This is a genomic window from Paeniglutamicibacter selenitireducens, from assembly GCF_051550675.1.
GTDB lineage: Bacteria > Actinomycetota > Actinomycetes > Actinomycetales > Micrococcaceae > Paeniglutamicibacter.
Window position 1 is genome coordinate 85,040 of the sequence record NZ_JBPULF010000005.1, and the last position, 12,049, is coordinate 97,088.

The following is a 12,049-nucleotide window of genomic DNA, read 5'->3' on the forward strand; positions in this document are numbered from 1 at the left end:
ATCGCGCGCATCGGGGCACTGGTTGCCGCCGAGGCCCGCGCGCTCTTCGGGGCAGGTGGGGCACCCGATTCCGCGGGCCACCCGGCACCCGGCACCCGCCACCCACCACTAAGCAGCACGACAACCACCCATCCGGCACCATCCGCCAAGCAACACCAGGACCAGGAGAAAAGATCCATGAGCTTCACCCAGCACGATCCAACCCGTGTCATCCGAGCCCCGCGCGGCACCACGCTGACCGCAAAGTCCTGGGCCACCGAGGCCCCGCTGCGCATGCTGATGAACAACCTCGACCCGGAGGTCGCCGAGCGCCCCGAGGACCTGGTCGTCTACGGCGGCACCGGCCGCGCTGCCCGCTCGTGGGAGGCCTACGACGCGATCATCAAGACGCTGACGGACCTCGAGGAGGACGAGACACTGCTAGTGCAGTCGGGCAAGCCGGTCGGCGTCTTCCGCACCAACAAGTGGGCCCCGCGCGTGCTGATCGCCAACTCCAATCTGGTCGGCGACTGGGCCACCTGGCCCGAGTTCCGCAAGCTCGAGGCCGAGGGCCTGATGATGTACGGCCAGATGACCGCCGGTTCCTGGATCTACATCGGAACCCAGGGCATCCTGCAGGGCACCTACGAGACCTTCGCCGCGATCGGCGTGAAGCGCTTCAACGGCACGCTGGCCGGAACCCTGACGCTGACCGGCGGCTGCGGCGGCATGGGCGGCGCCCAGCCGCTGGCCGTCACCCTGAATGGCGGCGCCTGCCTGATCGTCGACGTTTCCGAGGACCGCCTGCGCCGCCGCCTGGGCAAGCGCTACCTGGACGACGTGGAACTGGACCTGGACGCGGCAATCGCCAAGGTCACCGCCGCGAAGAACGAGGGCCGCGCGCTCTCGGTCGGCTACGTGGGCAACGCCGCCGAGGTCTTCCCGGAACTGCTGCGCCGCCAGAAAGCCGGGCAGATCGACATCGACATCGTCACCGACCAGACCTCGGCGCACGACCCGCTGAGCTATCTGCCGGTGGAATTCACCATCGACCAGTGGGATGCCGAGGCGCAGGCCGACCCGGTGGGCTTCACCAAGAAGGCACAGGTTTCCATGGCCCGCCACGTCGAAGCCATGGTCGGTTTCCAGGACATCGGCGCCGAGGTCTTCGACTACGGAAACTCCATCCGCGACGAGGCCCGCCAGGGCGGCTTCGCGCGCGCTTTCGAGTTCCCGGGCTTCGTCCCGGCCTACATCCGCCCGCTCTTCTGCGAGGGCCTTGGCCCGTTCCGCTGGGTGGCGCTCTCCGGGGACCCGGAGGACATCCGCGTCACCGACGAGGCGCTGAAGGAACTCTTCCCGGAGAACGAGCACCTGCACCGCTGGCTCGACGCCGCCGCCGAGCACGTCGAGTTCGAGGGCCTGCCGGCGCGCATCTGCTGGCTGGGCTACGGCGACCGCGCCAAGGCCGGCGTGCTGTTCAACCAGCTGGTGGCCGAGGGCAAGGTCTCCGCGCCCATCGTGATCGGCCGCGACCACCTGGACTCCGGCTCCGTGGCCTCCCCGTACCGCGAGACCGAGGCCATGAAGGACGGCTCCGACGCCATCGCCGACTGGCCGCTGCTCAACGCACTCACCGCCACTTCCTCCGGAGCCACCTGGGTCTCGATCCACCACGGCGGCGGCGTCGGCATCGGCCGTTCCATCCACGCCGGCCAGGTGTCGCTGGCCGACGGCACCGAGCTGGCAGCCGCCAAGCTCGAGGCGCTGCTGACCAACGACCCGGGCATGGGCGTGATCCGCCACGTGGACGCCGGCTACGAGCGCGCCGTGGAAGTCGCCCACGAGCGCGGCGTGCGCATCCCGATGGCCGAATAGCGCCCCGACGGCAGCCGGACGGGTTTCACCGGACTGATTGAACCGCACGGCAACAGGTCCGCAATGGTGTGCGGGCGCAGCACCCGCTGCGCCCGCACACCGCGGCACCACCCGGCCACGCCACCCGGCCACGCCACCCGGCCACGCCACCCGGCCACACTGCCGGGCCCGAACGCCCTTGACGACGAACGCGCGCGAGACGAAAGAGACGACACCCCAGTGAGCACAGTAAATTCCCTGTTGGCAGCGATCAGCGACGAGGGGCGCGACGCCCGGCGCGGCGGCTATTCGCGGCCCGTGTACTCGTCGGCGGAAATCACGCTGCGCGAATGGTTCTCCGCCGAGGCGCGGGCCCGCGGGCTGGAGGTCACCACCGACGCCAACGGCATCATCTGGGCCTGGTGGGACCTGCCCGGCCACGCCGGGGACGAGGCCTCGCGCCGCGGCGCCCTGGTCACCGGCTCCCACCTGGACTCGGTCCCCGGGGGCGGCGCCTTCGACGGGCCGCTGGGGGTGGCCAGCGCGCTGGCAGCCTTCGACGTGCTCGCCGCGCGAGAGGCCGCCGGGAACCTGGTGCGCCACCGGGCGCTGGCCCTGACGGTCTTCCCGGAGGAGGAGGGCTCGCGCTTCGGCGTTGCCTGCCTGGGCTCGCGCCTGCTCACCGGTGCCATCGACCCGGCCAAGGCGCTGAACCTGCGCGACGCGCAGGGCAACACCTTCGCCGACGTCGCGGCCGCGCACGGGCTTGACCCGGCCCGCATGGGCCGCGACGATGCGGCGCTGGCGCGCATCGGGGACTTCATCGAGCTGCACGTCGAACAGGGCAGGGGGCTGAACTCCGCCGAATTCACCGACCAGGCCGGCCGCGGCCCGGCGATCGCCGTCGGCGACTCCATCCTGGGCCACGGCCGCTGGCGCCTCTCCTTCTCCGGCCAGGGCAACCACGCGGGCACCACGCTGATGGGCGACCGCGCCGACCCCATGGTCGCCGCCGCGCAAACCATCGTGGCAGTGCGCCAGGCCGCCGCCGCGCAGGAGAATGCGCGGGCCACGGTGGGCCGGCTGGAACCGGTGCCCGGCGGCACCAACGTCATAGCCTCCCGCGTGGATATGTGGCTGGATGTGCGCCACCCGGACGACGCCGTCACGGCGATGCTTGTGGAAAGGATCCACGGGCAGGCCCAGCGGCTCGCCGCCTTCGAGGGCTGCACCGTGAACCTCACCGAGGAGTCCTTCTCCAACACCGTGCACTTCGACGCCGGGCTCACCCGCGCGCTGGCCGGGTCGGTGCGCCGCCTGGTCCCCGACGCCCCGCTGCTGCCCACCGGCGCCGGGCACGACGCCGGGGTGCTGGCCGGGCACGTGCCCTCGGGCATGCTATACGTGCGCAACCCCTCGGGCATCAGCCACTCGCCGGAGGAATACGTGGAGCACGACGACGCCGATGCCGGGGTCGCTGCCCTCGCCGACGCACTGGAGGACCTGCTGTGAGCACCGCACCGAACAGTTCGCCGAACGCCGCACCGAACGTTGCACCGAACGCCGCACCGACGGCCAGCACCGTCAGGGTCCCCGCACCCGTGAACGCGCACTCGCACGCCTTCCACCGGATCCTGCGCGGGCGCACCCACGAGGGCGCGGACGGGGGAGCGGGCTCCTTCTGGACCTGGCGCGAGCACATGTACGCCGCCGCGCACTCGCTGACCCCCGCCGGGTACCAGCAGCTGGCCACCGCCGTCTTCGCGGAGATGGCAACCACCGGGTACAGCGCGGTGGGGGAGTTCCACTACCTGCACCACCACAACGACGGCACGCCCTACGGCGCGGACGGATCGGACACCGAGCCGCACGCCATGGAACTCGCCCTGGGCCGCGCCGCGCTGGCCGCCGGCATCCGCCTGGTGCTCCTTGACACCTGCTACCTGCAGGGCGGGCTGGGCCCCGACGGCTCGGTGCTGCCGCTGGATGAGACCCAGCAACGCTTCAGCGACGGCAGTGCCGAAGCCTGGCTCGAACGCCACGGCCGGCTCGCCGCAGCCCTCGCCGAGCTCGATGCCGGGGCCGGTCTGCTCACCCTGGGCGCAGCCATCCACTCGGTGCGCGCCCTGGCCCCGGCCGACCTCGAGCTCATTGCCTCCCGGCTGGATCCCGCGCTGCCGCTGCACGTGCACCTCTCCGAGCAGCCCGCGGAAAACCACGCCTGCCGCAACGCCTACGGGCTGAGCCCCACCGGGCTGCTGGACCGGGCCGGGTTGGTGGACGCGCGGCTCTCCGCGGTGCACGCCACCCACCTCAGTGATGCGGACATCGCCGCGCTGGGCCGCGGCACCGCCGGCATCGTCATGTGCCCCACCACGGAGGCGGACCTGGGCGACGGGATCGGCCCGGCCCGCGAGCTCGCCGACGCCGGCGCGGTGATCTGCCTGGGCAGCGACCAGCATGCGGTGCTCGACCCCTACCTGGAGCAGCGCGCCCTGGAGCACGGGGAGCGGCTGCGCAGCGGGGCCCGCGGGCGTTTCTCGCCCACGGAGATCTCCGCAGCCGCCCGCGAGGCGGGCCTGCGCTCGCTGGGCCTGCCGGAAAACGACGACCACCTCGTGGTGGCCACCGACTCGGTCCGCACCGTGGGATCGCGCCCCGCCCAGCTCCCGCTCACCGCCACCGCCGCGGACATCGCAGAGGTCCACATCAACGGGGAACTCGTCGCCGTCAACGGCATCCACACCACGCTGGGCGACCCCGCAGCACTGTACGCAGCCTTCTTCGAGACCCACCCGGAGTTTTCATGAGCACCAGACCGAACGCCAGCATCCCGGACGGCACCACCCAGAACGGAACCACGCTGATCACCAACCTGTCCGAGGTCTTCACCGCCGACGCCGCGCAGTCGGTCCTCACCGACGTGGCGATCCTCGTGGAAGGGGAGGACATCGCCTGGATCGGCGCGCGTGCCGACGCACCTGCGGCGGACGCCGTGTTCGACGCCGGCCACCGGGCCGCGCTGCCGGGCTGGGTCGACTCGCACACCCACCTGGTCTTCGCCGGGGACCGCAGCCAGGAGTTCGTCGCCCGCATGGCCGGGCAGGAGTACGCGGCCGGGGGCATCGCCGTCACCACGGCGGCCACCACCGCGGCCAGCGACTACGACCTCACCCGCCTGGTCATGGGCAGGGCCGCGGAGGCCCTCGCCGGGGGCACCACGTTCCTGGAGACCAAGACCGGCTACGGGCTCAGCGTTCAGGAGGAGGCGCGGCACGCCCGCATCGCCTCCACCGTGGCGGACCGGGTGACGTTCCTCGGTGCGCACCTGGTGCCCGCCGGGATGGACGCCCAGGAGTACACGGACCTGGTCTGCGGCGAAATGCTCGAACGCGTCGCCCCCTACGTCCAGTTCGCCGACGTCTTCTGCGAACGCGGCGCCTTCAACGAGGCCCAGTCGCGCCAGGTGCTCGAGGCCTGCGCCAAGGCCGGGCTCGGGCTGCGGGTGCACGGCAACCAGCTGGGCCCCGGCCCGGGGACGCGGCTGGCCGTCGAGTTCGGTGCCAGCAGCGTCGACCACGTGAACTACCTCGACGATGCAGACGTGGCGGCGCTCGCCGGTTCGTGGGTGAACTGGGACGCGGCATCGCGCACCGGCACCGCCGGCACGGTGGCCACCTGCCTTCCGGCCTGTGACCTCTCCACCCGGCAGCCGTTGGCCCCGGGCCGCGAGCTGATCGACGCCGGGGTGCAGATCGCCCTGGCGTCCAACTGCAACCCCGGCACCTCCTACACCTCCTCCATGGCGTTCTGCGTGGCCACCGCCGTGCTGCAGATGCGCCTGAGCATCGGCGAGGCCATCACGGCCGCCACCTACGGCGGGGCGCTGGCCCTTGGCGTGGGGGACCGGGTGGGCTCCCTGGAAGTCGGCAAGCGCGCCGACATCCAACTGCTGAACGCGCCGAGCGTCGCACACCTTGCCTACCGGCCGGGAATGAACCTCACGGGACCGGTCTTCCGGGCCGGGAAGCTGGTTGCGGGGAAACCTTAGTCACCGCTTCGTGTCGCTGCGGACGTTCGTGGTAAACAGTAAACATGGCTATTACCGCATTCAAAGGAACCCCCGTCCAGACCATCGGCGAGCTGCCGGCCGTAGGCGCCCTGGCTCCCGAATTCGCCCTCACCGGCACCGACCTCAGCGATGTGACAAGCGCCGACCTCCGCGGCAAGCGCGTGGTGCTGAACATCTTCCCGTCCGTCGACACCGGCGTGTGCGCCGCGTCGGTGCGCCGCTTCAACGAGCTGGCCGCCGGCCTGGAGAACACCGCCGTCGTGTGTGTCTCCGCCGACCTGCCGTTCGCCCTGGGCCGTTTCTGCGGTGCTGAGGGCCTTGAGAACGTCATTCCGACCTCCGTCTTCCGCTCGGACTTCGGTGCCGACTTCGGCCTGACCCAGGTCGAGGGCCCGCTGCGCGGGCTGCTTGCCCGCGCCGTCATCGTGCTGAACGAAGCCGGCGAGGTCCTGCACACCGAGGTCGTCGAGGAAATCACCATCGAGCCGAACTACGATGCAGCGCTTGCAGCACTCGTCTAATTCCCGGTAGCAACCTCGAGAAGCGCCGGCCGGCACAGCCCCCACGAGCAGTGGTTAGGCTGTTGCCGGCCGGTGCTTTCCCGTTTAAGCAAGCGGGGGAGGAGCCGACCGAACGGCGGGGCATGCGGCGGGCCGGCCGTGGCCGAGCATCACGAGCCGTTTAGATTTTTTATGATCGCTAGACAAGAGAAACGATCATAAGCAATCATTGTAGGGAAGATCTTGCCACTCCCGGATGCACAACCCGCGTCCGGGGCTACTGAAGGAGCCTGCCTTGAGCGACAACACCCAGCTCGGTTACCACATGGACATCGAACTCACCTCGCAGCCCGAAATGTGGGAACGCGCCATCGCCCAGGCCAAGGCCGAGAACCTCCTGCCGGCCGATGGCGCCCGCGTGGCGGTCGTGGGTTGCGGCACGTCCTGGTTCATGGCGCAGTCCTACGCCACGGCCCGCGAGGCCGCCGGCAAGGGCGTCACCGATGCCTTCGCCGCCTCCGAGGCCTTCATCGCCACCCGCGACTACGACGTTCTCGTGGCCATCACCCGCTCCGGAACCACCTCCGAGGTGCTGGCCCTGCTCGACGAGCTGGACGGCTCAATCCCGACAGTGGCCGTCATCGGCGACGTGACCTCCCCGATCGTCGGGAAGGTCGACGCGGTCGTCGAGCTGCCGTACGCCGACGAGGAATCGGTGGTGCAGACCCGCTTCGCCACCACCGCCCTGGCCTACCTGTTGACCAGCGTCGGCGTGGACCTGGGCGACGCCGTGGCCGATGCCCGCACGGCCGTCACTGCCGAAACCCCTGCCGAACTGATCGACGCCGAGCAATTCACCTTCCTGGGCCGCGGCTGGACCGTGGGCCTGGCCCACGAGGCCGCGCTGAAGATGCGCGAGGCGGTCCAGGGCTGGACCGAGTCCTACCCCGCCATGGACTACCGCCACGGCCCCATCTCCATCGCCGCACCCAACCGCGTCACCTGGATGCTGGGCAACGAGCCCGAAGGGCTCTCCGGCGACATGGTGCGCACCGGCGCCCTCTACATCAACAACGGGGTGCACCCGCTGGCCGAGCTGGCACGCATCCACCGCGTCACCCTGGACCGCGCCCGGGCCCGGGGCATGAACCCGGACGCACCGCGCAACCTGACGCGCTCCGTGATCCTCACCGAAGACGCCTAGGAAACGACCGGGGCCGAACACCATGAATCCTCCCTACCTGCTCTTTGACGTCGGCGGCACCGACATCAAGTCGGCGTTGTCCGACGACGCGGGAAACCTGACGGGCATCCGCCGGGTCCCGACCCGCCGGGGGACCCCCAACCCGGCCGAGTCGCTGGTTGACCAGCTCCACGGCCTGGGCGCCGAGATCCTGGCGGAAACGCCAACGGTGCGGCCCGAGGCCGTGGGCCTGTTGGTCTGCGGGATCGTCGACGAGGCACAGGGGCGCGGCGTGTTCTCCGCGAACCTCGGCTGGCGGGACGCGCCGCTGCGGGACATGGCATCCCGCGCCTTTGCCCTGCCCGTGGGATTCGGCCACGACGTCTCCACCGCCGGTGCCGCCGAGCTGCAGTTCGGTGCCGGTGCCGCGTTGGGAAGCAAGGTCCGCAACGCCGTCATGCTCGTCATCGGCACGGGCATTGCCGCAGCCCTCTTTGTCGACGGGCGTCCGCTCTCGGCAGGCGGGTATGCCGGGGAGCTGGGCCACGCGGCAGTGCCCGGCGGGCTCGAATGCCCCTGCGGCGCCGTCGGGTGCCTGGAGACCGTCGGTTCGGCCGGCGCGATCGCCAAGCGGTACTCCCTGGCCACCGGCACCCAGGTGCGCGGGGCGCGCGAGGTGCTGGAGGCCATGAATGCCGGGGACGCCATTGCGGCGCAGGTCTGGGACGACGCCATCGAGGCGCTTGCCTTCTCGGTCGCCCAGCTGTGCGCCTCGATCGCCCCGGAGGTCGTCATCATCGGGGGAGGACTGGCGCAGGCCGGCGAGGCGTTGCTGGAGCCGTTGCGCCGCTCGGTGCGCGGCAAGCTTTCCTACCACCGCGAACCGCTGATCGTCCCCGCGCAGCTGGGCGAGGACGCCGGCCTGCTCGGCGCCTTCCTCAAGGCCAGGGAAGCGAAGGAGGCCGGGTCATGATCCTCACCATCACGCCAAACCCGGCCGTCGACGAAACCTACGGCCTCGGTACCCTGGACCTCGGCGGCACCAACAGGGTTGATGCCCCGTTGCGCCGGGCCGGTGGCAAGGGGCTGAACGTTGCCCGCGTCGCCCATTCGCAGGGGGTCCCGGTCATTGCCGTGGCGCCCGTGGGCGGGCCCAACGGCGAGGTGTTCACCAGGGAATTGGAAACGGCGGGCGTCGAACACGCGCTGGTCCGGGTTTCTTCCGAGACCCGGCGCAGCATGGCCCTGGTCGAGCACGCCACGGGCCGCACCACGGTGCTCAACGAACGAGGAGCCGCATTGGGCACCGCCGAATGGCAGGCGATCCGGGCAAGGATCGGCGAGCTGCTGGATCGGGGAGCCACGGTCCTTGCGGCTTCCGGGTCGCTGCCCGTGGGCGCCGACGAGGACTTCTACCCGTGGTGCGTGCGCGAGGCCGAGCGCCGCGGCATCCCCAGCATCATCGACACCTCCGGGCCCGCACTGCTGGCCGCGGCGCGGGCCGGTGCCACGGTGCTCAAGCCCAACCACCACGAGCTGCGCGAGATCACCGGAACCGACTCGTTGGAAGCGGGCGCCGCGATCCTGCTGGAAGCCGGGGCCCGGCACGTCTATGCAAGCGCCGGCGAGGGCGGTCTGTTCCATTTCGCCGCCGAAACCCCCGGGCGCTGGGCCAGTGCCCGGCTGCCGGAACCGCTGGTGGGCAACCCCACCGGCGCCGGGGACTCTGCGGTTGCCGCCATTGCGGTGGGCCTGCACCGGCGCGAAGACCACGACTCGGTGATCCTCGCCCGGGCAGCGGCCTGGTCCGCCTCGGCCGTGCTCATGCCCACGGCCGGCGAGCTGCATCCATCGCACCCCGAGCTGGCCCGGAACCTCGTCCTGGCCTCTTCCCCGTCGCGCCGGCCGTAGCGGCGGCGCACCACTCCACTTTGAAAGGACGCACCCACCGTGCCCTTGGTCAACACCGCAGAAATCATGAAAGCCGCCCGTGCCGCCAACATCGGCCAAGGTGCCTTCAACGTCATCCACCTGGAAAGCGCCGAGGCGCTGATCCGGGGAGCCGAGCTGGCGCAGACCCCGGTGATCCTGCAGATCTCCGAGAACTGCGTGGGCTACCACGGCGGCCTTGAACCCGTGGCGCTGGCAACGCTGGCCGCGGCGCGCAACGCCGGGGTTCCCGTCGCCGTCCACCTCGACCATGCTGAGTCCGAGGACCTGGCCCGCGCGGCCGTGGACCTGGGTTTCGGGTCGATCATGTTCGACGGTGCGCACCTTGACTACGGGCAAAACGTCGAGGCCACCCGGCGGGTGACCGAATACGCCCACGCGGCCGGCGTCTACGTGGAAGCGGAGCTGGGCAAGATCGGCGGCAAGGACGGCGCCCACGCCCCGGGCGTGCGAACCGACCCCGCGGAGGCCCTTGCGTTCGTGGGCGCCACCGGCGTCGATGCCCTGGCCGTCGCGGTCGGCTCGTCGCACGCCATGCTCGACCGTTCCGCCGCGCTTGACACCGACTTGATCGCCCGCATCAGGGCGGCCCTGGAGGTACCCCTGGTGCTCCACGGTTCCTCGGGCGTCAGCGACGAGAACATCGTCTCCGCGATCGATGCGGGCATGACCAAGATCAACGTCTCCACGCACCTCAACGGGTTCTTCACCCGTGCCATCCGCCGGTACCTCGAGGAAAACCCCCAGGTGGTGGATTCGCGCAAGTACCTGGCGCTCGGCCGTGACGCGATGGCCGAGGAGACCGCCCGGCTCCTGGCGCTTTTTGCAGGCAAGTCGCTCTAGCCTCGCTTGGGCATGCGCCTGGTAGGGATCTTGTCGCGCGTGTGCCAGCGGGCACCCCTGTGGCAGCACCTTCGGCGAATCGTTCCTACTGAGACCCCAGAAATCCGGCAGATCGCTGCGGCCGTCGCGCACGTGGGGAAATGTAGCTGATTTGTGACTGGCCCGGCTTGACCGTGTGGCAACCGTCACAGCATAATCGTGCTACATGTACTTTATTGCTCGTTCTTGGTGTAAATAAAGCACATAACATCAGATTGAGTTGACGTCATGCGCAGTGCGCCAACGTCGACCTCACGGAACGAGGATCAATGAAGAAGCACAATCTCCGAGGCGCGGTGGTCGCTGGCGCGGCCGCCGCGGCCCTGCTGCTTACCTCCTGCGGTTTTGGCGGCGGCACAAGCACGGGCCAGGCCAGCGGCTCCGCCGGTGCATCGGCCGGTGCCGTCACCACCGTGGACATGCTCGTACCGAGCTACTCCACGGGCACCAAGGCATTGTGGGAAAAGGTCATCAAGGACTTCGAGGCGGCCAACAGCGACGTCAAGGTCAACCTCGAGATCCAGTCCTGGGAAAACATCGAAGGGGTGCTGAAGACCAAGATCCAGGGCAACAAGGCCCCTGACATCTACAACGGCGGAGCCTTCGCCGAGTTTGCCGCCGAGGGCCTGCTGGCCCCGGCCACCGACGTTGCTTCCGAAGCCACCATCGCCGACTTCCAGCCCTCCTTCGCCGATAACGAGAAGGTGGACGGAACGCAGTACGGGCTGCCGCTGATCGCCTCGGCCCGCGCACTGTTCTACAACAAGGCGCTCATGAAAGAGGCCGGCGTTGCAGAGGTTCCCAAGACCTGGGACGAGCTCCACGCCGCAGCCAAGGCCGTGAGCGAGAAGACCAAGTCGGCCGGCTACGGCATGCCCCTGGGCAGCGAGGAAGCACAGGGCGAGTCGCTGATCTGGTTCGCGGGCAACGGCGGCAACTTCGGCAACGCCACGGCCATCGAGGTCGACACCCCGGCAAACCTCGAGGCCGCAGACTTCATGCAGAAGATGATCAACGACGGCGTCACCCAGAAGGACCCGGGCGCAACCCAGCGCACCCCGATGCTCAACACCTTCATCCAGGGGAAGATCGGCTTCGTGTACGCGCTGCCGCAGACCGTTGGCCAGATCAAGAAGGAAAACCCCTCCCTCGAGTACGGCATCGCCCCCGTTGCGACCAAGTCCGGCACCCGGGCGACCCTCGGCGTTGCCGATCGCCTGATGTCCTTCAAGAACGACGGCTCCAAGGCCGCTGCGGTCAAGAAGTTCATGGACTACTTCTTCTCGGCGGATGTCTACTCCGACTGGGTCTCCACCGAAGGCTTCCTGCCGACCACCAAGTCGGGGTCGGAAAAGATGGCCGGCGATGAAACCCTCAAGCCGTTCCTGGAAATGCTGCCCAATGCGGTGTTCTACCCGACCACCAACCCCGCCTGGAACGCCACGGACGGTGCGTTCAAGTCTCTGATGGGCCAGATCGCGACGGGCAAGTCGGCGGCGGATGTCCTGAAGGAAATCCAGGCCAAGGCCGACGCGGCCAAGTAACACCGCCGATCCGTGCCGCGTTGGCCCCGTCGCGGGGCGCCCGCGGCAGCGACCGAGCAAACACGTGAATCGGGGCCCACCG

Annotated in this window: 10 protein-coding genes; all 10 read left to right on the forward strand. The window is 69.8% G+C overall.

All coding sequences use genetic code 11. The features are described from left to right. Nucleotides 1–177: 177 nt before the first annotated feature. Nucleotides 178–1,857, forward strand: coding sequence for a urocanate hydratase (hutU, locus tag ACSYDW_RS10745; protein WP_438338866.1), 1,680 nt, complete (start codon nt 178–180; stop codon nt 1,855–1,857). Nucleotides 1,858–2,076: 219 nt separating this feature from the next. Continuing rightward, nucleotides 2,077–3,348, forward strand: a complete 1,272-nt coding sequence (locus tag ACSYDW_RS10750) for an allantoate amidohydrolase (RefSeq protein ID WP_438338732.1) — start codon at nt 2,077–2,079, stop codon at nt 3,346–3,348. After that, nucleotides 3,345–4,646 carry a formimidoylglutamate deiminase gene (locus ACSYDW_RS10755; protein ID WP_438338733.1) on the forward strand — a complete coding sequence of 434 codons (1,302 nt, stop codon included), beginning with the start codon at nt 3,345–3,347 and terminating at the stop codon, nt 4,644–4,646. Before ACSYDW_RS10750 ends, ACSYDW_RS10755 begins: the two co-directional genes overlap by 4 nt. Then, nucleotides 4,643–5,887: an imidazolonepropionase gene (gene hutI, locus ACSYDW_RS10760; protein WP_438338734.1), complete on the forward strand. Its 1,245-nt coding sequence runs from the start codon at nt 4,643–4,645 to the stop codon at nt 5,885–5,887. The genes ACSYDW_RS10755 and hutI overlap by 4 nt, the downstream gene beginning before the upstream one ends. 44 nt (nt 5,888–5,931) lie before the next feature. Next, a complete protein-coding gene (gene tpx / locus ACSYDW_RS10765) occupies nt 5,932–6,429 on the forward strand; it encodes a thiol peroxidase (protein WP_438338735.1) in 498 nt (165 codons plus the stop codon). A gap of 274 nt (nt 6,430–6,703) precedes the next feature. After that, a complete protein-coding gene (locus ACSYDW_RS10770; RefSeq protein ID WP_438338736.1) occupies nt 6,704–7,612 on the forward strand; it encodes an SIS domain-containing protein in 909 nt (302 codons plus the stop codon). Between the two features lie 22 nt (nt 7,613–7,634). Beyond that, nucleotides 7,635–8,564, forward strand: coding sequence for an ROK family protein (locus tag ACSYDW_RS10775; protein WP_438338737.1), 930 nt, complete (start codon nt 7,635–7,637; stop codon nt 8,562–8,564). Then, nucleotides 8,561–9,502: a 1-phosphofructokinase family hexose kinase gene (locus tag ACSYDW_RS10780; RefSeq protein WP_438338738.1), complete on the forward strand. Its 942-nt coding sequence runs from the start codon at nt 8,561–8,563 to the stop codon at nt 9,500–9,502. Before ACSYDW_RS10775 ends, ACSYDW_RS10780 begins: the two co-directional genes overlap by 4 nt. 39 nt (nt 9,503–9,541) lie before the next feature. Next, entirely contained in the window at nt 9,542–10,384 is an 843-nt protein-coding gene (locus tag ACSYDW_RS10785; RefSeq protein ID WP_438338739.1) for a class II fructose-bisphosphate aldolase, read from the forward strand. A 308-nt stretch (nt 10,385–10,692) separates the two neighbouring features. Further along, nucleotides 10,693–11,967 (forward strand): extracellular solute-binding protein, encoded by a 1,275-nt coding sequence (locus ACSYDW_RS10790; RefSeq protein ID WP_438338740.1) that lies wholly within the window; start codon nt 10,693–10,695, stop codon nt 11,965–11,967. Nucleotides 11,968–12,049: the final 82 nt, after the last annotated feature.

Bases quoted from the DNA above. Each gene is read 5' to 3' on its own strand.
- ACSYDW_RS10790 (WP_438338740.1), top strand. From the start codon at position 10,693: ATGAAGAAGCACAATCTCCGAGGCGCGGTGGTCGCTGGCGCGGCCGCC.
- hutU (WP_438338866.1), top strand. From the start codon at position 178: ATGAGCTTCACCCAGCACGATCCAACCCGTGTCATCCGAGCCCCGCGC.
- tpx (WP_438338735.1), top strand. From the start codon at position 5,932: ATGGCTATTACCGCATTCAAAGGAACCCCCGTCCAGACCATCGGCGAG.
- hutI (WP_438338734.1), top strand. From the start codon at position 4,643: ATGAGCACCAGACCGAACGCCAGCATCCCGGACGGCACCACCCAGAAC.
- ACSYDW_RS10780 (WP_438338738.1), top strand. From the start codon at position 8,561: ATGATCCTCACCATCACGCCAAACCCGGCCGTCGACGAAACCTACGGC.
- ACSYDW_RS10775 (WP_438338737.1), top strand. From the start codon at position 7,635: ATGAATCCTCCCTACCTGCTCTTTGACGTCGGCGGCACCGACATCAAG.